Source organism: Pseudomonas sp. SK3(2021) (assembly GCF_016772375.1).
Taxonomy (GTDB): Bacteria; Pseudomonadota; Gammaproteobacteria; order Pseudomonadales; family Pseudomonadaceae; genus Aquipseudomonas; species Aquipseudomonas chlororaphis_I.
Genome location: NZ_CP061943.1, coordinates 4,585,485 through 4,611,875 on the forward strand (window position 1 = coordinate 4,585,485; position 26,391 = coordinate 4,611,875).

At 67.6% G+C, this 26,391-nt stretch carries 2 protein-coding genes; both read right to left on the reverse strand.

Going from position 1 to position 26,391, the window contains the following annotated elements; translation table 11 throughout:
- Positions 1–182 precede the first annotated feature (182 nt).
- Positions 183–12,077 carry a non-ribosomal peptide synthase/polyketide synthase gene (locus IF690_RS20015; RefSeq protein WP_202697077.1) on the reverse strand — a complete coding sequence of 3,965 codons (11,895 nt, stop codon included), beginning with the start codon at positions 12,075–12,077 and terminating at the stop codon, positions 183–185.
- A gap of 3 nt (positions 12,078–12,080) precedes the next feature.
- Complete coding sequence (locus IF690_RS20020) at positions 12,081–26,240, reverse strand: non-ribosomal peptide synthase/polyketide synthase (RefSeq protein WP_202697078.1); 14,160 nt, start codon at positions 26,238–26,240, stop codon at positions 12,081–12,083.
- Positions 26,241–26,391: the final 151 nt, after the last annotated feature.

Below are 26,391 nucleotides of genomic sequence, written 5' to 3' on the forward strand. Positions count from 1 at the left end.
ACCTGACGACGCGGTATACCTGACCCGCACTGTCGCCTGCCCTGGCGACCTCTACGCAGTCGATCGCAGCCTCGCTGGCGCTCGACAGCGGCTACCCCCCCCGTAGCCGCTGCCCCGCCGCACAAACAAAAACGCCCCCGGTCACCACAGCGACCGGGGGCGTTTTTTATCCTGACGGACGTTTACTCCATCGCAGCGACAAAGCTCTCCACGAACTCGGCATTGTCGATGATCCGGTCATGGTCGGTATCGATCACCAGCGAGCGTGCCACGCAGGACTGGCCGATGACCTGGCGCATGCTCGACTCGATCAGTTCCTTGTGCTGGCCGGCCCGGCTCAGGCCCGCCCACCAGCAACTGATCGGCGCCTTAATCGGCTTGAAGTCGGCCTGCTCCAGGCGCTCGGTCAGGGTCCGGTCGACTTCCCAGGAGATTTCGGCCTCGTTGCCTCGCAGCAATTCTTCCTTGATCTCGCGGAAGGCGTCGCCCAGGGTCTGTTCGGCCCAGGCGCAGAAACGGCTCCATTGCTCGGCCTCGTCCGCCGACCCCGCCTGGCAATCCAGCCAGGACTGGCGGATCGGCTCGGCGAATTCGCCGAACATCACCCCGAGCAAGGCCACCCGCCGTTCGTTGGCCGAAACCTCGCGCTCCTCGCTGATCACCGCCGCGTCCCAGTACTGCTTGAGCCAGAAAGGCGGCGCGGAGTCGATCCAGCCGACCATCTCGACCTGCCGGCCCGCCTGCTCCAGGGCATAGGCGACTGCCAGCGCCAGGTTGCCGCCCAGGGACCATCCGGCCAGGCGGAAGGCGCCCTGTGGCTGGGCGTCCAGCAGTTGCCTGCTGTAGTCCTCGACCATGGCTTCCCAGCTCGGCACTGCGGCCCCCTGTTCGGCCAGGGCCCGGCAGATCACGCCCATCACCGGCCGCTGCTCGCGCAACGCCAGGGCGATGGCCTTGTAGCAATGCACCGAGCCGTAGCTGGGGTGGAACAGGTACAACGGAGTGCCCTGGGTCTGGCTGTTGAGCTTGACGATCAACGAGCTGCGCGCGTTGCCTTGCAGGCAATTGACCTGGCCGCGCACGGTCGGGTTGAGCATCAGCTGGCTGACCGACAGGCCGATGCCGCTGGCCTTGCGAATCCGTTCCTTGAGCATCAACACCAACAGCGAGTGGCCGCCCAGCTCGAAGAAGTTGTCGCTCCGGCCGATACGCTCCACGCCCAGCACCTCGCTCCAGATCGCCGCGAGCTGTTGCTCCAGCTCGCCCTGCGGCGCTTCGTAGTCCTGCGTGCTTTGCTGCGCGTCGGGTTTCGGCAGCGCCTTGCGGTCGAGCTTGCCGTTGGGGCTCAGGGGCATCTGCTCCAGCACCACCCATTGCGCCGGCACCATGTAGTCCGGCAGCTGGTCCGCCAGGTGCGCGGCCAGGGTGTCGCGCCAGCCGTCAGGGTGTTCCTGCAGCACCAGGTAGCCCAGCAGATGCTTGCCGTCCACCGCCAGCACCGCGGCCTCACGCACCAGGGCGTGTTCCAGCAGGCGCGCCTCGATCTCGCCCAGCTCGATGCGCAAGCCGCGCAGCTTGACCTGATGGTCGATACGCCCGGCGTATTCGATCACCCCGTCGGCGCGGTAGCGGGCCAGGTCGCCGGTGCGGTACAGGCGCTCGCCGCTGACGAACGGATGGGCCACGAAACGCTCGGCGCTCAGGCTCGGGCGCCGATGGTAACCACGGGCCAGGCCGACCCCGCCCAGGTACAGCTCGCCCAGCACGCCCACCGGCACCGGTTCGAGGTTGCTGTCCAGCACGTAGCAGCCCAGGTTGGCGATCGGTACCCCTATGGGCACCGCGTCCCGGCCCTCGTCGACGCAGGTCCAGTGGGTGACGTCGATCGCCGCCTCGGTCGGACCGTAGAGGTTGTACAGGCCGGCAGCCGGCAACTTGGCGAAGACCTGCTGCTGGGCATCCACCGGCAAGGCTTCGCCGCTGCAGATAATCCGTTGCAGGCTGTGGCACGAGGCTACAGCCTGCTCCTGTGAAAGGAACTGAAGAAACGCCTGCAGCATCGAAGGCACGAAGTGCAGGGTCGTGACCTGCTGCCGGTTGATCAGGCGCACCAGCTTTTCCGGATCACGGTGATCCCCCGGCGCCGCCACCACCAGGCGCGCGCCGCTCATCAGCGGCCAGAAGAACTCCCACACCGAGACATCGAAGCTGAACGGGGTCTTCTGCAAGACCGTGTCGCGCGCGTCCAGGCCATAGGCCTCCTGCATCCAGCACAGGCGGTTGGTCAGTGCCGAATGACGGTTGCCGGCGCCCTTGGGTTGCCCGGTGGAACCGGAGGTGTAGATCACATAGGCAAGGTTTTCCCCATCCAGCGCCACCTGCGGATTGTCCTCGCTGTAGCCTTCGAGGCTGCTTTGCACCTGCCCCTGATCCAGCACCAGGCACTCCAGGCCGTGCGGGATCGGCAGGCGTTGCAGCAGGTGATCCTGGGTCAGCAGCAGCTTCACCGCGCTGTCTTCGAGCATGTAGGCCAGGCGTTCGCGCGGGTATTCCGGGTCCAGCGGCACATAGGCGCCACCGGCCTTGAGCACCGCCAGCAAGCCGACCACCATTTCGATGGAACGCTCCAGCGCCAGCCCCACCAGCACATCGGGACCGACACCGGCGGCCATCAGGCGATGGGCCAGGCGGTTGGCGCGGCGGTTCAGCTGGGTATAACTCAGCTGTTGCTCGCCGAAGGCCAGCGCCGGCGCATCCGGGCTGCGCAGCACCTGATCCTCGATCAGCTGGTGCACGCCCCGTTGCAGCGGGTAATCGCGGGCCGTGGCGTTCCAGTCATGGACCATCCGCTGGCGCTGCGCGACCGGCAACGACGGCAGGTCCGCGAGGCGCTGCGGCTCAGGCGTGGCCAGGGCCAGCAGCAGTTGCTGGAAGTGCTCGGCCAGTTGCTCGATGTCCTGCACACCGAAGGCCTGGCGGTCATAGTTGAATTCCAGCGCCAGGGTTTCGCCGATGGCCAGCAACACGGTCAATGGATAGTGGGTCTGCTCCAGGCTCTCGATCGCGCCAAAACGCAGGCCCGCTGGCGAGCCCTGCTCCAGCGCCTCGGACACCGGGTAGTTCTCGAACACCAGGATGCTGTCGAACAGTGCTTCGCCACCCAGCCCGGCCCAGCGCTGGATCTCGAACAGCGGCGTATGTTCCTGCTCGCGCAGGCGCAGGTTCTGTTCCTGCAGCTGTTGCAGCCATTCGCCCACCCACATCTGCGGGCTTGGCGTGGCCACCACCGGCAGGGTGTTGATGAACAGGCCGACCTGTTGCTCGATCCCCTGCAATTCCGCCGGACGCCCGGCCACCGTCGCGCCGAAGGCCACGGTGCGCTGGCCGGTATGGCGTTGCAGCAGCAACAGCCAGGCACTTTGCACCAGGGTGTTGAGGGTGACCTTGCTGCCCTGGGCGAAGGCCTTGAGGCGCTCGGTCTGGTCACGGTCGAGGCTCAGGCGGTGGGCGCCGTTGACCAGCGCGACAGCCGCGTCCTGGGCCACGCCACGGGCCAGCCGCGTCGGCTCCTCGAGGCCGGCCAGCTGGCCTTTCCAGAAGGTTTCGCTGATCGAACGGTCCTGCGCCTGCAGCCAGGCGATGTAGTCGCGATAACGCCCGACAGGCGCGCGCAGGGTCTCGCCGGCATAGTGTTGCAACACCTCGCCGAACAGCTGCGAACCGCTCCAGCCGTCCATCAGGATGTGATGGTTGGTGTAGATCAGGTGATGGCTGTCGGCGCCGGTGCGCACCACCACCAGGCTCAGCAGGGGCGCCTGCTCCAGGACGAAGCCCCGGGTCCTGGCCGCTTCGGCCAGGTTGTCGAGGGCTTGCGCCTGGTCCGCGCGGTGCTGCCAGTCATGTTCGACCAGGGGCACTGGGCGCTGCTTGTAGACCACTTGCAGCGGCTGCGTAAGCTCCGCCTGCCAGAGAAAACCGCTGCGCAGGATATCGTGGTGCTCCAGGGCCGCCTGCCAGGCCGCCCGGAAGCGCCCGACGTCCAGGCCCTGCACATCGACCCGCAGCTGGTTGATGTAGTCGCCCGAGCCCTGCCCGTACAGGGACTGGAACAGCATGCCCTGCTGCATCGGCGACAACGGGTAGATGTCCTCCACCTGCTGCATCGGCAACCCCAGGCCATCAAGCTGCTCCTGGCCCAGCCTGGCCAGCGGGAAGTCCGACGGCGTGGCGCCACGGTTCTCGCCCTGGCAACAATGCTCGATCAGCGCCTTGAGTTCCTCGGCGTAGTCGTCGGCCAGTTGCTGGATAGTCGCCTCATCGAACATTGCCTGGCTGAAGCTCCAGTTCAGGTTCAGCTCGCCGCCGTAGACCTGACCGTTGATTTCCAGCCAGTTGCCCAGCGCCGCCTCCGGGCTCTGCTCGGCGCCGGCGGAGTCGCCGGACGGCGCGAACAGCCCTTCGGCCTCGCCACCCTCGAAGCTGGCATCGAACTGGCCGAGGTAGTTGAAGGTGATCCGCGGCCGTGGCAGCTGGCCCAGCGCTTCGCGGATCCGCGGGCTGCCCAGGTAACGCAGGGCGCCGAAACCGATGCCCTTGTCGGGAATCGCCCGCAGTTGCTCCTTGATCGCCTTGAGCGAGCCGGCCAGGGTCGGCGCCGGCACCAGCTTCACCGGATAGAGACTGGTGAACCAGCCCACGGTGCGGGTCAGGTCGATGTCGTCGAACAGCGCTTCGCGACCGTGGCCTTCCAGGCGGATCAGGGTCGACTCGTGGCCGCTCCAGCGCCCGATGACCCGCGCCAGGGCGGTCAGCAGCAGATCGTTGATCTGGGTGCGATAGGCCGCCGGCGCATCCTGCAACAGCTGGCGGGTCAAGGCCTGGTCCAGGTGGGTGGTCACGCTCAGGGCATGGCGGTTGCTCAGGCTGGCGTCCGGGTTGGCGCACGGCAGCTCGGCCCGGGCCCCCTGCAATTGCGCCTGCCACCAGGCCAGCTCGCGTTCCAGGGCCGCACCCTGGGCATAACCCTGCAGGCGCAGGGCCCAGTCGCGGGTCGAACTGGTCTTGGCCGGCAGCACCACGGCGGCGCCACGGGCCAGCTGGCGATAGGCGCTCTGCAAGTCCTCCAGCAGGATGCGCCACGACACCCCGTCCACCACCAGGTGATGGATCACCAGCAGCAAGCGCTGGGAACCGTCGGCCAGCTCGGCGAGGACCGCGCGCACCAGCGGGCCCGCGCCGAGGTCCAGGCTGCGCTGGGCTTCTTCGCCAAGGGCGGCGAGTTCCTCGACGCCTTGCAGCGCGCTCTGCCACAGCACCTGGTCGGCCTGATGCTGCTCGGCCGGGCGATAGGCCGCGTGCCAGCCAGAGGCATCGGCGACGAACTGCGAACGCAGCGCGTCGTGCTGCACGATCAGCGCTTGCAGGGCCTGGGTGAGGATCGCCGGGTCCAGGCGTTCATGGCTTTGCAGCACCACCGACTGGTTCCAGTGATGACGCTCGGCGATCTCGTCCTCGAAGAACGCCTGCTGGATCGGCAGCAGCAACAGCTCGCCGCTCAGCGCGGCCTGATCGATCGACAACCCCTCTCCCCCCTGGCGCGCGACCGCGGCCAGGCTGTGCACGGTCTGGTGCTGGAACAGGTCCTTGGGCGTGAAGCGGATGCCCGCCTGACGGGCGCGGCTGACCACCTGGATCGAGATGATCGAGTCGCCGCCCAGTTCGAAGAAGTTGTCGTTCAGGCCGACCTGGGGCAGGCGCAGGACTTCGGCCCAGATCGCGGCGATCCGTTGTTCCAGTTCGCTCTGCGGCGCCACGTACTCCTGTTGCAACAGGCTGGCGTCCGGCAGTGGCAGGCCCTTGCGGTCCAGCTTGCCGTTGGGGGTCAGCGGCATGCTTTCCAGGAACATCAGGTGCGCCGGCACCATGTAGTCCGGCAAGCGGGCCTTCAGCGCCCGGCGCAGGTTCTCGCGGCACGTCGCCTGGGCGGCAGCATCCGCGGCCACTGTCGGGTCCAGGGTGACGATGTAGCCCACCAGTTGCTTGCCGCTCGGTCCGGCCTGGGCCACCACCACCGCTTCGCGCACCGATTCCTGCTCGCGCAGACGCGCTTCGATCTCGCCCAGCTCGATACGGAAACCGCGGATCTTCACCTGATGGTCGACCCGACCCAGGTAATCCACCACGCCATCCGGCCGGCCACGGGTCAGGTCGCCGCTGCGGTAGGCGCGGCTGCCCGGTTTGCCGAACGGGTCCGGGACAAAACGCTCGGCGGTCATGGCCGGACGCTCCAGGTAACCCCGGGCCACGCCTTCGCCGCCGAGGTACAGCTCACCGGCCACGCCAATCGGTTGCAGGTTCAGTTGCGCATCCAGCACGTAGCCGCTGCGGTTGCCCAGCAGTTCGCCGATCGGCGCATAAGCTGCACCACACGGGTCGCCCTTGCGCGCCTTCCACAACAGTGGCGTGACCACGGTTTCGGTCGGGCCGTAGCCGTTGAACAGGTAGGTCGGGCGCAGCGCGCGCCAGGCCAGGTCATAACTGGACTGCGCCACCGCGTCGCCGCCGAAGCAGTACACCCGCACTGCCGGCGGGTTGCCGTCGCGCTCGGCGTGCTCCGCCAGCTGTTGCAGGTACACCGGCGGGAATACGCCGACAGTCACGCCATGGCGCTTCATCTGCTCGTAGGTGTATTCCGGCAGCCACAGGCTGTCATCGCGGATCAGCACCCGGGCACCGTTGATCAGCGGGTGCATCCAGCCTTCGTGGGAGCCGTCGAAGGCAAAAGACATGAAATGCAGCTCGCAATCCGCCGGGGTCATTTCATAGCGCTCGCCGGTGGCGATGATATGCGCCACCAATGGCCCGTGAGACACCGCCACGCCTTTCGGCATGCCAGTAGAACCGGAGGTGTAGATCACGTAGGCCAGGTTGTCGCCGTCCAGCGCCACGTGCGGCGCGCTGTCGTCCTCCCCTGCCCAATCCTCGCAGCGGTCCACCGCCAGGCTGTCCAGCCCGTCCGGGATCGGCAGCTGCTGCGACACTGCGCTGTGGGTCAGCAGCAGCTTGGCGCGACTGTCCTGCATCATGTACAGCAGGCGGTCGCGGGGGTATTCCACATCCAGCGGCACATATACGCCGCCAGCCTTTAGCACCGCGAGGAAGGCCACCATGATCTCGGCGCTGCGCGGCATGGCAATCGCCACCCGCACTTCCGGGCCGACGCCACGGGCAATCAGCGCACGGGCCAGGCGGTTGGCGCTGCGCTCCAGCTCGCCGTAGGTCAGTTGCCGCTCGCCAAAGATCACCGCCACCGCCTCGGGGTTTTCCCGGGCGCGGTCGGCCACCAATTCATGCACCAGGCGCTGAGACGGGAAGCCGGAGTCGGTGCGATCCCACAACGCCAGGATCTGCTGCCGTTCGGCATCGTCGAGCAAGTTCAACTGGCCGATGCTCTGCCGCGGATCGGCGACCATGGCCTGCAACAGGTTCTGCCAGTGCCGGGCCATGCGTTCCACGGTGGCCGGCTCGAACAGGTCCAGGGCATAACCCAGGGAGGCCCAGATGCCCTCCTCGGCTTCCTGGATATCCAGGTCCAGATCGAAGTGCGCGGTGCGGCTGTCCCACTCCAGGCCCTCGACCCGCAGGCCCGGCAACTGTTGCTCGGCGCGAGCGCCACGGGCGTCGGCCTGGTGGTTGAACATCACCTGGAACAGCGGGTTGTGGCTCAGGCTGCGCTCGGGCTGCAAGGCCTCGACCAACTGTTCGAACGGCAGGTCCTGATGGCTCTGCGCTTGCAGGGCGCGTTGCTTGACCTGGGCCAGCAACGCCGTGACGCTCATTTGCCCATCGATATCGGCCTTGAGCACCTGGGTGTTGACGAAGAAGCCGATCAGGCGCTCGGTCTCGACCCGGTTGCGGTTGGCGATCGGGATACCGACGCGTACATCCTCCTGGCCGCTGTAGCGGTGCAACAGGGTCTGGAACGAAGCCAGCAACAGCATGAACAGGGTCACGCCCTGCTGCTGGGCCATGGCCTTGAGCTGGGTGGCCAGCAGCGGGTCCAGGGCGATGCCCAGGCGCGCGCCGCGATGGCTTTGCAGCGCCGGGCGCGGGTGATCGAATGGCAATTCCAGCACCGGCTGCTCGCCGCCCAGCTGGCCCATCCAGTAGTCCAGCTGGCGTTCTCTTTCGCCAGCGTCCATCCACCCGCGCTGCCATGCGGCGTAGTCCGCATACTGGATCGGCAAGACCGGCAACTGCAGGTCCTGGCCCTGGCTGTAGGCGCCGTACAACTGCACCAGCTCGTCGACCATGATCTGCATCGACCAGCCATCGGAGACGATGTGGTGCTGCACCAGCACCAGCACATGCTCCTCCTCGCTCAAGCGCAGCAGCTTGACCCGCAACAGCGGGCCCCGTTCCAGGTCGAACGGCCGGGCGATTTCCGCTTCGACCAGGGTTTTAAGCTGGGCCTCATCGACGCCCTCGGCATCGACCAGCGCGATATCGACAGACGCCTCGGCGCGAATCACCTGCACCGTGCGCTGGCCGTCTTGTTGCAAATGAGTGCGCAGGCTTTCATGACGCGCCACCAGGCTGTCGAAGCTGCGTTGCAGCGCGGCGCGGTCCAGCCGGCCTTTCAGGCGCAGGGCGCTGGGCACATGGTAGGCGGCGCTGTCGGGTTCCAGCTGCCAGAGGAACCACTGGCGCTCCTGGGCATAGGACAGGGCCAGGGGCTGGCTACGCTCGACCGGCAACAGGGCCGGCGCCTGGGCGCCCTCAGCCTCGCCGGCCGGCAAGGCGCGGACGAAACCTTCCAGGCGCGGCTGCTCGAACAGGGTCCTGAGCGGCACTTCCAGCCCCAGGCTATGGCGCAGGCGCGAAACCACCTGCATGGCCAGCAGGGAGTGGCCGCCCAGCTCGAAAAAGTGGTCGGTCAGGCCGACGCGCTCGGCGCCGAGGATATCCGCCCAGATCGCCGCCACCTGTTGCTCCAGCGCGCTCACCGGTGCGATCCAGGCCTGCTGCGCCTGGCTGGCGTCGGGTTTGGGCAGGGCCTGACGGTCCAGCTTGCCGTTGGGGTTGAGCGGCATGCGCTCGAGGCACAGCAGGTGCGCGGGCACCATGTAGTCCGGCAACTGCTCGCGCAGCACAGCCTTGAGCTGTTCGCCCAGGGCCTGTTGCTGCTCTGGCGATGCCAGCGGCCGGGTGGCCACCACATAGCCGATCAGTTGGCTGTCGGCCGCCAGCAGCACGGCTTCGCGCACCTCGGCCTGGGCCAGCAGCAAGGCTTCGATTTCCCCCAGCTCGATACGGAAACCACGAATCTTCACCTGATGGTCGACCCGGCCGACGTACTCGATCACCCCGTCGGCGCGGTAGCGCGCCAGGTCGCCGGTGCGGTACAGGCGCTCGCCCGCCGCGCCGAACGGATCGGGCAGGAAGCGCTCGGCGGTCAGCGCCGGACGCTGCAAGTAGGCCCGTGCCAGGCCGCTGGCGCTGCCGATATAGAGTTCGCCCACGGCGCCCACCGGCAACAGGTTGAGGTCGCGGTCCAGCACATACAGGGCGCGCCCCGGCAACGAGCGGCCGATCGGGCTGGCCGTGGCGCCCGTGACCGGGTCGGCCGCGGAGCAGTCCAGCACGCTGGAGACCACGGTGGCCTCGGTCGGGCCATAGGTATTGAGCAGGCGCACATGCCCCAGGCCGGCCCGCAACCATTGCGCCGGGCCATCCAGTGGCATGGCTTCGCCACCGATATGAATCTGCCGCAGGGCGCCATAGGACCTCGGCCCCGCCGCCAGGCAATCGAGCAGGAACAGGTTCCAGTAGGCGGTCGGCAAGTCGGCCAGGGTAATGCCCTGGCGGATGATTTCGCGGTACAGGCGGGCGCTGTCCCACAGCTCGGGACCGCGCAGGACCACGCTGGCGCCCTGGGTCAGGGCCGGGTACAGCTGCTCGACGAAACCGTCGAAGTTCAGGGTGGCGAATTGCAGGACGCGGTCATCCTGGGACAGCCGCGAATAAGCCGCGGCGATCCCGGCGAACTCGCCCAGGGCGGCGTGATCGATGGCCACGCCCTTGGGCTTGCCGGTGGAACCGGAGGTGTAGATCACATACGCCAGGTTGTGCGGGTCGACCGCCAGCCCTGGATCGCTCTCGGCGCACGGCGCCAGTTGCCCGTCCGCCAGATCGATATCCAGGGCCGCCAGGTCGGCCGGCAAGGGCAGGCGCTGGCGCAGGTGGGACTGGGTCAGCACCAGGCGCACGGCGCTGTCTTCGAGCATGTGCGCCAGGCGCTCGCGGGGATATTCCGGGTCCAGCGGCACATAGGCGCCGCCGGCCTTGAGCACCGCCAGCAGGCTGACCACCATGGCGAAGGAACGCTCGACCGCGACCCCCACCAGCACTTCCGGGCCAACGCCCTGGCCGATCAGGTAATGCGCCAGGCGGTTGGCCTGGCGGTTCAGTTCGGCATAGCTCATGCGCTGCTCGTCCAGCAGCAGGGCCACGGCATCGGGACGCTGCCGGGCCTGCGCCTCGAACAACCGATGCACCGGCTCTTGCGCCGTGACGGTGGCGCCGGCATTCCACTCCAGGACCCTGCGCCGCTGTTCGTCCGCGCTCAGCAGCGGCAGTTCGCCGATCAGTTTCTGCGAGCTATCAAGCATGCCGCGCAGCAGCCCTTGCCAGTGCTGCGCCAGGCGCTCCACGGTCGCCGCCTCGAACAGGTCGGTGGCGTAGGTCAGGGACGCCCAGAGGTCGTCGCCGGACTCCTGGGTGTCCAGGCTCAGGTCGAAGTGGGTGGTGTGGCTGTCCCACTCCAGGCCTTCCACGCGCAGGCCGGGCAACTGCTGTTCGGCGCGGGCGCCACGGGCGTCGGCCTGGTGGTTGAACATCACCTGGAACAGCGGGTTGTGGCTCAGGCTGCGCTCGGGTTGCAGCGCTTCGACCAGTTGTTCGAACGGCAGGTCCTGGTGGGCCTGGGCCTCCAGCGCGCGCTGCTTGGTCTGTTGCAACAATTGGGCAACGGTCATCTGCCCGTCGAGATCGGCCTTGAGCACCTGGGTGTTGACGAAAAAGCCGATCAGGTGCTCGGTCTCGACCCGGTTGCGGTTGGCGATCGGCACGCCGACGCGGATATCCGACTGACCGCTGTAGCGGTACAGCAGGGCCTGGAACGAGGCCAGCAGGAGCATGAACATTGTCACGCCTTCGCGCTGCGCCAGGCCTTTGAGGCCCGCCGCCAGCGGCGCCTCCAGCTTCAGGTCGAGACGCGCGCCGCGCTGGCTCTGCAGCGCCGGGCGCGGACGGTCCAGGGGCAGCTCCAGCACCGGCTGCCCGCCCCCCAGCAGGGCGCACCAGTACTCCAGCTGGCGCTCCTTCTCCCCCGCTTCCATCCAGCTGCGTTGCCACAGCGCGTAGTCGGCGTACTGGATCGGCAGCGCCGGCAAGTGCAGGTCCTGGCCTTGGACGTAGGCGGCATACAGCTGCACCAGCTCGGCCACCATCACCTGCATCGACCAGCCATCGGAAACGATATGGTGCTGCACCAGCACCAGCACATGTTCATCCTCGGCCAGGCGCAGCAGCCTGACCCGCAGCAGCGGGCCCTGCTGCAAGTCGAAGGGCCGGGCAATTTCCGCTTCCACCAGGGCCTTGAGCCGGGCGTCGTCGGCGCCCTCGGCCTCGACCCGCACGATCTCGACCCGGGCCTGGGCGTCGACCACCTGCAGCGTGCGCTCGGTGTCCTGCTGCAAACGGGTGCGCAGGCTTTCATGGCGCGCCACCAGGGCATCGAAACTGCGCTGCAACGCGGCCTGGTCCAGCCGGCCTTTCAGGCGCAGAGCGCTGGGGATGTGGTAGGTGACGCTGTCCGGTTCCAGTTGCCAGAGGAACCACTGGCGTTCCTGGGCATAGGACAGCGGCAGGCGGTCGACCGCCATGCGGGTCGGGGCAATCGGCAACTGGGCGAAGCTCATGCCACGGCTTTGCAGCCGTTTGTAAAACAGCTTGCGTTGTTCCAGGGGCAGGCGAACGAAGCGAGACACCAGATCGATATTTTCATTGGAAAGCATTGTTCAAATCGCCTCAAGTTCGCTCAAGAAATCTCTAAGATCATCAAAATCGGCAGCACTGCCCGACCGGCAATCGCCGGCGGCCCTGGCATAGGCCTGCAGTGATTCGGTGTGGAACAGCGCGGCCAACGGCACTTCAAGCCCCAGCTCGGCCTGCACCCGCGAAGTGATCTGGGTCGCCAGCAGGGAATGGCCGCCCAGCTCGAAGAAGTGGTCGTTCAGGCCGACCCGCGGCAAGCCCAGGACCTCGGCCCAGATGGCCGCGATCTGTTGTTCCAGTTCGCTTTCGGGGGCCACGTATTCCTGTTGCAACAGGCTGGCATCCGGCAGCGGCAGGCCCTTGCGGTCCAGCTTGCCGTTGGGGGTCAGCGGCATCTGTTCGAGGAACATCAGGTGCGCCGGCACCATGTAGTCCGGCAAGCGGGCCTTCAGCGCCCGGCGCAGGTTCTCGCGGCACGTCGCCTGGGCGGCAGCATCCGCGGCCACTGTCGGGTCCAGGGTGACGATGTAGCCCACCAGTTGCTTGCCGCTCGGTCCGTCCTGGGCCACCACCACCGCTTCGCGTACCGCATCCTGCTCGCGCAGGCGCGCTTCGATCTCGCCCAGTTCGATACGGAAACCACGGACTTTCACCTGATGGTCGACCCGCCCCAGGTAATCCACCACACCGTCCGGCCGGCCACGGGTCAGGTCGCCGCTGCGATACGCGCGGCTGCCCGGTTTGCCGAACGGGTCCGGGACAAAACGCTCGGCGGTCATGGCCGGACGCTCCAGGTAACCGCGGGCCACGCCCTCACCGCCGAGGTACAACTCACCGGCCACACCGATCGGTTGCAGGTTCAGTTGCGCATCCAGCACGTAGCCGCTGCGATTGCCCAACAGTTCGCCAATCGGCGCATAGGCCGCGCCGCACGGGTCGCCTTTGCGGGCTTTCCACAACAGCGGGGTGACCACGGTTTCGGTCGGGCCGTAGCCGTTGAACAGGTAGGTCGGGCGCAGCGCGCGCCAGGCCAGGTCATAACTGGACTGCGCCACCGCGTCGCCGCCGAAGCAGTACACCCGCACTGCCGGCGGGTTGCCGTCGCGCTCGGCGTGCTCCGCCAGCTGTTGCAGGTACACCGGCGGGAATACGCCGACAGTCACGCCATGGCGCTTCATCTGCTCGTAGGTGTATTCCGGCAGCCACAGGCTGTCGTCGCGGATCAGCACCCGGGCGCCGTTGATCAGCGGGTGCATCCAGCCTTCGTGGGAACCGTCGAAGGCAAAAGACATGAAATGCAGTTCGCAATCCGCCGCGGTCATTTCATAGCGCTCGCCGGTGGCGATGATATGCGCCACCAATGGCCCGTGAGACACCGCCACGCCTTTCGGCATGCCAGTAGAACCGGAGGTGTAGATCACATAGGCCAGGTTGTCGCCGTCCAGTGCCACTTCAGGCGCGGTGTCGCTGTAACCGGCCCAATCCTGGGTGCGGTCCACGGCCAGGCTGTCCAGCCCGTCCGGGATCGGCAGCTGCTGCGACACCGCCGTGTGGGTCAGCAGCAGCTTGGCGCGGCTGTCCTGCATCATGTACAGCAGGCGGTCGCGGGGGTATTCCACATCCAGCGGCACATACACACCACCCGCCTTCAACACCGCCAGGAACGCCACCATGATTTCCGCGCTGCGCGGCATGGCAATCGCCACCCGCACTTCCGGGCCGACGCCACGGGCAATCAGCGCACGGGCCAGGCGGTTGGCGCTGCGCTCCAGCTCGCCGTAGGTCAGTTGCCGCTCGCCGAAGATCACCGCCACCGCCTCGGGGTTTTCCCGGGCGCGGTCGGCCACCAACTCGTGCACCAGGCGCTGAGACGGGAAGCCGGAATCGGTGCGATCCCACAGGCTGAGGATCTGCTGCTGTTCGGCATCGTCGAGCAGCACCACCTGGCCAATGCTCTGCTGCCGGTCGGCGACCATGGCCGCCAGCAGGTTCTGCCAATGCCGCGCCATGCGCTCGATGGTCGCCGCTTCGAACAGGTCGGTGGCGTAACTCAGGGACGCGCGCAGCTCGGCCGGCGCTTCCTCGATATCCAGGGCCAGGTCGAACTGGGCCACGCCCTCCTCCCAGGTCACCACTTCGATATCCAGCTGCGCCAGCGATTGCAACTGGCGGTCGGCCGCGGTCACCCGGTGGTTGAACATCACCTGGAACAGCGGGCTGAGGCTCAGGCTGCGCTCGGGTTGCAGCGCCTCCACCAGTTGCTCGAACGGCAGGTCCTGATGGGCCTGGGCTTGCAGCGCGCACTGCTTGACCTGTTGCAACAGCTGGGCAACGGTCATCTGCCCGTCGATATCGGCCTTGAGCACCTGGGTGTTGACGAAGAAGCCGATCAGTTGCTCGGTCTCGACCCGGTTGCGGTTGGCAATCGGCACGCCGACGCGAATATCTTCCTGGCCGCTGTAACGGTGCAGCAGGGCCTGGAACGAAGCCAGCAACAGCATGAACAGGGTCACGCCCTCGCCCTGGGCCAGGGTCTGGAGGCCGGCCAGCAACTGTGCATCCAGCCGCAGGTCCAGGCGCGCGCCACGGTGGCTCTGCAACGCCGGACGCGGGTGATCGAACGGCAATTCCAGCACTGGCTGTTCGCCGCCCAACTGCTTCATCCAATAGTCCAGCTGGCGCTGTTTCTCGCCGGCTTCCATCCACTGGCGTTGCCATGCGGCATAGTCCGCGTACTGGATCGGCAGCGCCGGCAAGTGCAGGTCCCGGCCTTGGCTGTAGGCGCCGTACAGCTGCACCAGCTCGTCGACCATGAGCTGCATCGACCAGCCATCGGAGACGATGTGGTGCTGCACCAACACCAGCACGTGTTCGTCCTCGGCCAGGCGCAGCAGCTTGACCCGCAACAGCGGCCCCTGCTGCAAATCGAACGGCCGGGCAATCTCCTCCACGACCCGGGCCTTGAGGCTGGCCTCGTCAGTTGTCGCCAGCGCGATGTTGATAGTCGCCTCGGCGCGAATCACCTGCACCGTGCGCTGGCCGTCCTGTTGCAGATGGGTGCGCAGGCTTTCATGGCGCGCCACCAGGGTATCGAAGCTGCGCTGCAGCGCGGCCTGGTCCAGCCGGCCCTTCAGGCGCAGGGCACTCGGGATATGGTAGGCCGCGCTCTGCGGCTCCAGCTGCCAGAGGAACCACTGGCGCTCCTGGGCGAAGGACAGCGGCAACGGCAGGTCGCGGCTGACCGTGTGGATCGCCGGAACCTCGCTGGCCACGTTGCCCAGCGCGTTGACGAAAGCCCCCAGCAGCGGTTGCTCGAACAGGGTCTTCAGCGCGACCTCGATGCCCAGCGCCTGGCGCACCCGCGACACCACCCGGGTGGCCAGCAGCGAGTGGCCGCCCAGTTCGAAGAAGTGGTCCTCCAGGCCGACCTGTTGCACACCCAGCACCTCGGCCCAGATCGCCGCGACCTGTTGCTCTGTCTCGCTGACCGCCGGCACATGGCGTTTCTGCAACAGGCTGGCGTCCGGTTTTGGCAGGGCCTTGCGGTCCAGCTTGCCGTTCGGCGTCAGCGGCATGCGCTCAAGGAACAGCAGGTAGGCCGGCACCATGTAGTCCGGCAACGATTCGCGCAGGGCCGCCTTGAAGCGCTCGCGCAGCACGGCCTGATCCGCCTCGGTGGTCGCGTCGTGGGTCACCAGGTAGGCGAGCAGTCGATCGTTCTCGGCCAGCACCGCCGCTTCGCGGACCTCGGCCTGGTCACGCAGGCAGCTTTCGATTTCACCCAGCTCGATACGGAAACCGCGCACCTTCACCTGGTGGTCGACGCGGCCGATGTACTCGACCACGCCGTCGGCGCGATAACGCGCCAGGTCGCCGGTGCGGTACAGCCGCTCGCCGCGATTGGAGAACGGATCGGGCACGAAGCGCTCGGCGGTCAGCGCCGCCCGGCCGTGGTAACCGCGGGCCAGGCCGACACCACCGATCAGCAGCTCGCCGGCGGCCCCCACCGGGCACGGCGCCAGGTCGGCACTGAGGATCAATAGCGAGGTATTGGCAATCGGCCGACCGACAAAGGGCTGGGCGTCGCACAGCCGATAGGCCGCCGACCAGATGGTGGTTTCAGTCGGGCCGTAGAGGTTCCACACCGTGCCTTGCAGGTCGAGCATGCGCTGGGCCAGGTCGCTCGGCAGCGCCTCGCCGCCGCACAGGCACTGGATGCCGCACAGCAGGGAACGCCGCTCGCTGTCGAGTAGCATGCGCCAGGTCGATGGCGTGGCCTGGACCACGCTGGCCGCCTGGGCCTGCAGCAGGTCGAGGATCGCTTCCGGGTCCAGCGCCAGCTCCTTGTCGCCCAGCACCACGGTCGCGCCTACGCTCAGCGGTAGATAGAGTTCCAGGGCGAAGATGTCGAAGGAGAAGGTGGTCAGCGACAGCATCCGCTCGTCACGGCCGATCTCCAGGGTCGTGGCCATGCCGCTGGTGAAGCTGCTCAGCGCCTGATGACGGATCATCACGCCCTTGGGCTTGCCGGTGGAGCCGGAGGTGTAGATCACATACGCCAGATGCTCCGGCGACAGCGCCCGGTTCGGGTTCTCGGCGCTGAACCCGGCGTCGGCGCCCTGCCCGTCCACCAGCAGCAGCCGCGGGCCGCTCGGCAGTTGCAAGCGCTCGCGCAGACGCTCCTGGGTCAGCAGCACCTGGGCGCGGCTGTCTTCGAGCATGAAGGCCAGGCGCTCGGCCGGGTATTGCGGATCGAGCGGCACATAGGCGCCGCCGGCCTTGAGGGTGGCCAGCAGGCCGACCACCATCTCCAGCGAACGCTCCAGCGCCACCGCCACCAGCACGTCCGGACCGACCCCGGCGTCCATCAGGCGATGGGCCAGGCGGTTGGCGCGGCGGTTCAGTTCGCCATAGCTCAGCGCTTCGCCGTTGAATTGCAGGGCAATGGCCTGCGGTTGCGCCAGCGCCTGGGCTTCGAATAACCGATGCACGCCCTGGTCCTGTGGATAAGCGGTCGCCGTGGCGTTCCACTGATGCACGATCTGCTGCCACTGCGCTTCGCTGAGCAACGGCAGGTCGTCCAGCCGCGCCGAGGCCTGGGTGGTCACCGCCCGCAGCAGGTTCTGCCAATGCTGCATCAGGCGTTCCACGGTGGCCGCTTCGAACAGGTCGGTGGCGTAGGTCAAGGAGGCCCAGAGCCCTTCGGCGGTCTCCTGGGTGTCCAGGTTGAGGTCGAACTGCGCGGTGTGGCTGTTCCACTGCAAGCCTTCCATCAGCAGGCCGGGCAGTTGCCGGGCGTTACGCGCGTCGCTCTGATGGTTGAACATCACCTGGAACAGCGGGTTGTGGCTCAGGCTGCGCTCGGGTTGCAGCGCCTCCACCAGTTGCTCGAACGGCAGGTCCTGATGGCTCTGCGCTTGCAGCGCACGCTGCCTGACCTGCTGCAACAGCCCGGCAAAGGTCATCTGGGCGTCGATATCGGCCTTGAGCACCTGGGTGTTGACGAAGAAGCCGAGCAGATGTTCGGTTTCCACCCGGTTGCGGTTGGCGATCGGCACGCCGATGCGGATATCCGCCTGGCCGCTGTAGCGGTACAGCAGGGTCTGGAACGCGGCCAGCAACAGCATGAACATCGTCACGCCTTCGCGCTGGGCCAGGGCCTTGAGCTGCTGTACCCGTTCCGGCTCCAGCGCCAGGTCCAGGCGCGCGCCACGATGGCTCTGCACAGCCGGGCGTGGACGGTCCAGGGGCAATTCCAGCACCGGCTGTTCGCCCCCCAGCAAGGTTTGCCAGTAATCCAGCTGGCGTGCCTTCTCCCCCGCTTCCATCCAGTTGCGCTGCCACTGGGCGTAGTCGGCGTACTGGATCGGCAGCGCCGGCAGTTGCAGGTCCTGGCCCTCGCGGTAAGCGGCGTACAGCTGCACCAGCTCATCGACCATGATCTGCATCGACCAGCCGTCGGAGACGATATGGTGCTGCACCAGCACCAGCACATGTTCGTCCTCGGCCAAGCGCAGCAGGCTGACCCGCAACAGCGGGCCCTGTTCCAGGTCGAACGGCCGGGCGATTTCCTCGTCCACCAGGCTTTGCAGCCGGGCTTCGTCGGCATCGACCCGGCGGATCGCGATGGCCCCTTCGGCGTCGATCACCTGCACGCTGCGTTCGCCGTCCTGCAACAGGCGGGTGCGCAGGCTTTCGTGACGCGCCACCAGGGCATCGAAACTGCGCTGCAAGGCGTCCAGGTCCAGCGTGCCTTTCAGGCGCAGGGCGCTGGGCACATGGTAGGCGGCGCTGGCGGGCTCCAGCTGCCAGAGGAACCATTGGCGTTCCTGGGCATAGGACAACGCCAGCGGCTGGCCACGTTCCAGGACCTGCATCGGCGGCGTGCCGGCCCCTTGCACCTCGGCGCAGGCGGCGGCGAAAGCGCCCAGGGTCGGCTGCTCGAACAAGGTGCGCAGCGGCACTTCCAGCTGCAGCTCATGACGGACCCGAGAGATGACCTGGGTGGCCATCAGCGAGTGCCCGCCGCGCTCGAAGAAGTGCTCGCCCAGGCCGACAGGCGCGCTCTGCAGGACGTCTTCCCAGATCGCCGCGAGCTGGCGCTGCAAGCGGGTTTGTGGCGCTTGATAAGCCTCGCCGCCCCGGGCCGGGTCGGGTTTGGGCAAAGCCTTGCGATCGAGCTTGCCGTTGTGGTTCAGCGGCAGGCGGTCGAGCAACAGCAGGTGGCTCGGCAGCATGTAGTCCGGCAACGAACGGGCCAGCGCCTGCATCAGTTGCGCGCGGTAAGCGTCCTGCGCTGGCGGGGTCGCCAGGGCCGGCTCGCTGGCCACCACATACGCCACCAGTTGCGCGCCCGCCGGGCTGTCCTGGGCGATCACCGCCGCCTCGCGCACCTGTGCCTGGGCTTGCAGGCAGGCTTCGATCTCGCCCATCTCGATACGGAAACCGCGAATCTTCACCTGATGGTCGATACGCCCGACGTACTCCAGGTCCGCGCCGTGGTAGCGGGCCAGGTCGCCACTGCGGTACAGCCGCGCGCCCGGCTCGGCGGCGAAGGGGTCGGGCAGGAAACGCTCGGCGGTCAGGCCCGGGCGATCGAAATACTGCTGCGCCAGGCCGGACGACGCGCCAATGCACAGCTCGCCGACAGCACCGGCTGGCAACAACTGGCCGGCGCTGTCGAGCACATAAAGCGCGCGTCCGCCAATGGCCCGGCCGATCGGCACGCCAAAGGCATCGCTGGCGTCTTCCAGGCGGCACTCATGCACGCTGGAGACCACCGTGGCCTCGGTCGGGCCGTAGGTATTGAGCAGGCGCACGTGCCCCAGGCCAGCCTCGTGCCACAGGCGCAGGCCCTCCACCGACATGGCTTCGCCGCCCACATGCACCTGGCGCAGGCGGCCCAGGGAACGCTTGGTGTCGATCGCGCACTCGCGGGCCAGCAGGTACCAGTAAGCCGCCGGCAAGTCGGCCAGGGTCACGCCATGGCGGACCACCTCGTCCGCCAACTGGCCCACGTCCCACGGCTCGTCGCCGCGCATCACCAGGGCCGCGCCGACACAGAGCGGTGGATAGCACTGCTCGACAAAACCGTCGAAGCTCGCGGTGGCGAACTGCAGCACTCGATCTTCAGCAGTCAACTGCGAATATCCGGCGGCGGTCTGGCAGAACTCGCGCAGGGCGCCATGGGCGATGGCCACGCCCTTGGGCTGGCCGGTGGAACCGGAGGTGTAGATCACATACGCCAGGTCGCTGGCGCTGGCGCAGTTGTGCGGATCGCTGTCGGCATAGGCCGCCAGGTCGGCGTGCAAATCGCCCAGGCTCAGCCGCTGTAGTGAGGCCGGCAATGCCAGGTCCTCCAGCAGCCCGGCTGCGCACAGCAGCAGGTCCAGGCGGCTGTCCTCGAGCATGTAGGCCAGGCGTTCGGCCGGGTATTTCGCGTCGAGCGGCACATAGGCCGCGCCGCTTTTGAGCACGGCCAGCAGGCTGACGATCAACTGCGGGCCGCGGCCCATGGCCAGGCCGATCCGCTGGCCGGGCGCCACGCCCTGTTCCAGCAGGCGGTGCGCCAGGCGGTTGGCCAGGGCATTCAACTGGCCATAGCTCAGGCACTGGTCGCCGGCTTGCAGCGCCAGCGCGTCCGGGGTGGCGGCGGCCTGCGCGGCAAAACGCTGGTGCACCAGCTGTTCGCTGTGCAGGTGCAACGCCTGGGGCTGGCTCACGGCGAGGACCGCGGCCTGCCCGGCGCCATCCAGCAGGCGCAGTTCACCCAGCGGCGCCTGCGGCAGGGCGACCATCTGCTCCAGCAGGTGCACCAGGTCGGCGCCCAACTGCGCCACCTGGGCCTGACTGAAGCGCGCCAGGTCATGGCTGAACTCCAGGCTCAGCCCGGCGCCGAGCTCGATGCCCAGGGTCAGCGGATAGTGGGTGCGCTCGTGGTTGTGCAGCTCACCGAACGCCAGTCCGGCCGGCGCGCCGCCCTTGAGGGCCTCGGCCACCGGGAAGTTCTCGAACACCAGCAGGCTGTCGAACAGCGCCGTGCCCTGCTGCCCCGCCCAGCCCTGGATATCGTAGAGCGGTATATGTTCGTACTCGCGCATGCTCAGGTTGAGGTTCTGCAGCGCGGCCAGCCATTGGTTCAGCGGCTGGTCCGGCGGCGCCGCGCAGACCAGCGGCAGGGTGTTGATGAACAGCCCCAGTTGCTGCTCGATACCCGGCAAGGCCGCCGAACGCCCGGCCACCGTGGCGCCGAAGACCACGCAAGCCTGCCCGGTATAGCGTTGCAGCAGCAGGCCCCAGGCCGCTTGCAGCAGGGTGTTGAGGGTGACCTTGTGCTGCCGGGCGAAGTCCGCCAGCCGCTGGGTCGCGGCTGCGTCCAGCGCCACTCGGTACTCGGCGCTGCCGCTGCCGTCGACCGGCGGGCGCAGGGCCTCGGCCAGCAAGGTCGGGGTTTGCAGCGGCGCCAGCGCGGCCTTCCAGAACTGCTCGCCAGCGGCGCTCGACTGCTGCTGCAACCAGCCCAGGTAGTCCCGGTATTGGCCCAACGGCTTGCCCGGCGCCTGCCCGGCATAGTCCTGCAGCACTTCGGCGAGCAGCTGCGCGTTGCTCCAGCCGTCCATCAGGATGTGGTGGCTGGTGTAGATCAGGTGCCAGGCATCGTCGCCGCGGCGGACCAGTTGCAGGCGCAGCAGCGGCGCGCCGCCGAGCTCGAAACCACGCTTGCGCTCGGCGCTCGCCAGGGCTTCGGGGTCCGCGGCGGCGTCTTCGATGACCTGCCATGGCAGATCGACGTGACGGTGCACCACCTGGTGCGCGACCGAAAGCCCCAGCCAGTGGAAGCTGCTGCGCAGGATCGCGTGGCGGTCCAGCGCGGCTTGCCAGGCGCGACCGAAGGCCTGCAGATCGAGGCCGCGGATATCCAGGCGCAACTGATTGATATAGGCCTCGGCCTGGGGTTCGTACAGGGTATGGAACAGCATGCCCTGCTGCATCGGCGACAGCGGATAGAGGTCTTCGATGGCGCTGCTGTCCGGCGCCAGCGCATCCAGCTGAGCCTGGCTGACGGTCGCCAGCGGGAAGTCCGACGGTGTGGCCTGGCCGGCCGGGACGCTGCAGCAATGCTCGATCAGCGCCTTGAGTTCCAAGACATAGGCATCGGCCAGACGCTGCACGGTGGCGTCGTCGAACATCTCGTGGCTGAAGCCCCATTGCAATGCCAGCTCGCCACCGTAGACCTGCCCTTCCAGGGTCAGCCAGTTGGCCAGCGGCGCATCCGGGTCCTGGGCGCGGCCGCTGCTTTCCACGGCGGGAACCAGCAGCGCCGTGTCGTCGAACTGACGGTCGAACTGCCCCAGGTAGTTGAAGGTGATGCGCGGCGCCGGCAGCGCCTGCAGCAGCTCGCGGCTGCCCGGTTCGCCCAGGTAGCGCAGCAGGCCGTAGCCCAGGCCTTTGCCCGGCACGGCGCGCAGTTGTTCCTTGATCGCCTTGATCGCGCTCGCCAGTTCGTCCTGGGGTTGCAGGCGGACCGGGAACAGGCTGGTGAACCAGCCGACGGTACGGCTCAGGTCGAGGTCGGCGGACAGTTCTTCACGGCCATGGCCTTCGAGCTGGATCAGCGCCGCCTCCTGGCCGCTCCAGCGGCAGACCACACGGGCCAGCGCGGTCAGCAGCAGGTCGTTGACCTGGGTGCGATAGGCCGCCGGCGCGCTTTGCAGCAGTTGCCGGGTCTGCTCGCTGTCCAGCCGCGATTCGATCTTGCGCTCCAGGCGATTGTGCAGGCCGCCTTGCGGGTTATCGCACGGCAGGTCGAGCCCGGCCTGTTGCTGCGCCTGCCAGTAAGGCAGTTGCGCCTGCAGTTGCCGGGCATGGCTTTGCAGCTGTTCGGCCCAGGCCTGGTAGGCGCTGGTCTTGGCCGGCAAGGCCACGGCGTTACCCGCCGCCAGTTGCCCGTAGGCCTGCTGCAGGTCTTCGAGCACGATGCGCCAGGACACGCCGTCCACCACCAGGTGGTGGATGACCAGCAACAGGCGCTGGCTGCCATCGGCCAGATCCACCAGCGCGGCCCGCAGCAGCGGTCCGTTTTGCAGGTCCAGGCTGCGCTGGGCCTCGTCGCAGAGTGCGGCCAGGGCTTCGGTGTTTTGCGCCTGGCACTGCCACAGGCCGCTCTCGCCCAGCGGTGCCGCGTGGTTTTGCTGCCAGCCGTCGGCGCCCTGGAGAAAACGCAGGCGCAGGGCATCGTGATGATTGAGCACTGCCGTCAGCGCGCCTTCCAGCCACTGCGCTTGCAGCTTCTGGCGCGGGGTCAGGAGCAGCGACTGGTTCCAGTGGCCACGCTCGGCAATCGCCTGCTCGAAGAAATACTGCTGGGCCGGGGTCAGGATCGCCTCGCCGCTGACCGGCCCCTGGTCGATCACGCTCGGGCTCTCGAACACCGCCGCCAGCGCCAGGCTGCGCACCGTCTGGTACTGGAACAGGTCCCGCGGGCTGAGGCGGATGCCGGCCTGGCGGGCGCGGCTGACCACCTGGATCGAGATGATCGAATCGCCGCCCAGTTCGAAGAAATTGTCTTCCAGGCCGACCTGCTCCAGGCCCAGGACGTCGCACCAGATCGCCGCCAAGGCTTTCTGCATGGCGTCCTCGGGGGCAATGAAGGCCTGCTGCGAGGCGGCCTCGGGCAGCGGCAACGCCTTGCGGTCGAGCTTGCCGTTGGCGGTGACCGGCAGTTTCGCCAAGGGCATCAGGCAGGCCGGCACCATGTATTCCGGCAGGCTGCCCAGTAGCCAGGCCTTGAGTTCCTGCTGCCAGTCGGCGGCCGGCTCGGCGTCTTCCAGCACCAGGTAACCCACCAGCTGCTTGCCGCCCTGCACCAGCACCACCGCTTCGCGTACCCGCGGGTGCTGCAGCAGGCGGGTCTCGATTTCGCCCAGCTCGATGCGCAGCCCGCGCAACTTGACCTGGTGATCGAGGCGACCGAGGTATTCGATGACCCCGTCGGCGCGCTGGCGCACCCGGTCGCCGGTGCGATACAGGCGCGCGCCGGCCTCGAACGGGCTGGTGACGAAACGCTCGGCCGTCAGCCCCGGCCGGCGATGGTAACTGCGGGCCAGGCCGGCGCCGCCCAGGTACAGCTCGCCGGCGACACCGGCCGGCACCGGCGACAGCTCGGCGTCCAGCACGTAGGTGCGCAGGTTGCCGATCGGCCGGCCGATCGGCACGCTCTGCGCGCCTTCGTCGACACAGGTCCAGTGGGTGACGTCGATGGCCGCTTCCGTCGGCCCATAGAGGTTGTACAGGCCGGCAGCAGGCAGCTTGGCGAACACCTGCTGCTGGGCGTCCAGGGGCAAGGCTTCGCCGCTGCAGACAATGCGCTTGAGGCTGGCGCAGGCCTGCACGCCCGGCTCGTGGATGAACGCCTGGAGCATCGACGGCACAAAATGCAGGGTGCTGATGCCGTGCTTGGTTATGGTCTCGATCAGCCGCGCCGGCTCGCGATGGGCGCCCGGCGCGGCCACCACCAGGCGCGCGCCGGTCAGCAGCGGCCAGAAGAATTCCCAGACCGACACGTCGAAGCTGAACGGGGTCTTTTGCAGCACCGAGTCGCTGCCGTTAAGCCCATAGGCGTCCTGCATCCAGCACAGGCGGTTGACCAGCGCGGCGTGGCTGTTGCCGGCGCCCTTGGGCTTGCCGGTGGAACCCGAGGTGTAGATCACGTAGGCCAGGTTCTGCGGCCCGGTGGTCAACGCCAGCGGCGCTTCGCTGTAGCCGTCCAGCCAGTCCTGGTCCTGATCGAGGATCATGACCTTGACCGCCTCGGTCGGCAGCAGCGGCAACAACGCGCTCTGCGTGAGCAGCAGGGCGATGCCGCTGTCTTCGATCATGTAGGCCAGGCGCTCCAGCGGGTACTCCGAGTCCAGCGGCACATAGGCGCCGCCAGCCTTGAGAATCGCCAGCAGGCCGACCACCATTTCGATCGAACGCTCGACGCAGACGCCCACCAGCACGTCCGGACCCACACCCTGCTCGCGCAACAGGCGGGCCAGCTGATTGGCGCGGGCGTCGAGCTGGGCGTAGCTCAGTTCGCGCTCGGCGAACACCAGGGCCGGCGCCTGCGGCGTGCGTTGCACCTGTTCTTCGATCAATTGATGAAGGCAGCGCTCGACCGGGTAGCTGACTTCGGTGCGGTTCCATTCCAGCAGCAGTTGCTGGCGTTCGGCGGCGGCCAGCATCGGCAGCTCGCCGACCCGCTGCGCGGTATCGGCGACCATCGCCTGCAACAGGCGGGTCCAGTGCTGCGCCATGCGCTCGATGGTGGCGGCGTCGAACAGGTCGTTGGCGTAGGTCAGCGCGGCCTGCAGCTTGCCGGACTGCTCGAAGGTGTCCAGGGTGAGGTCGAACTGGGTGGTGCGGCTTTGCCACTCCACCAGGCCCAGCTCCAGGCCCGAGGCGGTGCTGACCGCGCTGATGTCGGCGACCTGCGGCTGGTGGTTGTACATCACCTGGAACAGCGGGGTATGGCTCAGGCTGCGCTCCAGCTTGAGCGCTTCCACCAGTTGCTCGAACGGCAGGTCCTGATGGGCCTGGGCGCCGAGGGCCGCTTCCTTGACCTGTTGCAGTAACTGGCTGACCGGCGTCTGCCCGTCCAGCCGGGTACGCAGCACCTGGGTGTTGACGAAGAAACCGATCAGCCCTTCGACTTCCGCGCGGTTGCGGTTGGCGATCGGCACGCCGACGCGGATGTCGCCCTGCCCGGTGTAGCGGTGCAGCAGGACGTTGAAGGCCCCGAGCAACAGCATGAACAGGGTCACGTTGTGCTGCCTGGCGGTGGCGCGCAGTTGCTCGGCCAGGGCCGGTTCGATGGCGAAGTCATAGCGGGTGCCGCGATAGCTGGGCATTGCCGGGCGCGGATGGTCGGTGGGCAACTCCAGCACCGGGTGCTCGTCGCCCAATTGTGCCCGCCAGTACTCCAGTTGCCGTGCCTGCTCCCCGGCTTCCAGCCAGCGGCGCTGCCACAGGGCGTAGTCGCTGTACTGGATCGGCAAGGGCGGCAGTTGCGGCGTTTCCTGGCGCTCATGGGCGTCGTAGCAACGGATGAATTCGTCGATCAGCACATTCATCGACCAGCCGTCGGCAACGATGTGGTGCAAGGTCAACAGCAGCACATGCTCCTCGTCCGCCAGCTTCAGCAGCTTGACCCGCAGCAGCGGCCCGCTGCCCAGGTCGAAGGGTTGCAGCGACTGGCGCTGCGCCTGGTCCGCGACCGCCTGCTCGCGCGCGTCGGGCGCCAGGGCGCTGAGGTCCAGCGACTCCACGGGCACCGCGGTCTCGACCGCCACTTGTTCCAGGCGCTCGTCGGCATGGCGCTTGAACACCGTGCGCAGGGTTTCGTGGCGCGCCACCAGGCTGGCGAACGCCTGCTCCAGGGCCGCCAGGTTCAGGGCGCCACGCAGGCGCACCGCGCCCGGCAGGTTATAGGCGCCGCTGTGGGGGTCCATCTGCCAGAGGAACCACATCCGCCGCTGGGCATAGGACAGCGCCTGGCGATCCTCGGCGGCGATCCCGGCGGGAATCGGCAACAACGAAAAGTCGATGTTTTCCGCTCGCAGACCATCGAGGAACACCCGCCGCTTTTCCAGCGGCAGCTCGATAAATCGACTGGCGAGTTTCAGGGACTTTTCAGCATTCATCTGGCTTCATCCATAAGTATTGGGTATCGAGAGCTGTTGGGTATCGAGCAAAGGCTCGGCTATCCCTACGGAACGGATGGGCAGGAGGAAAAATTAACCCCCGCGGCAGCGCGCCAGACCGCGGCCCGCCGTTAAATTCCACGGATGGCGA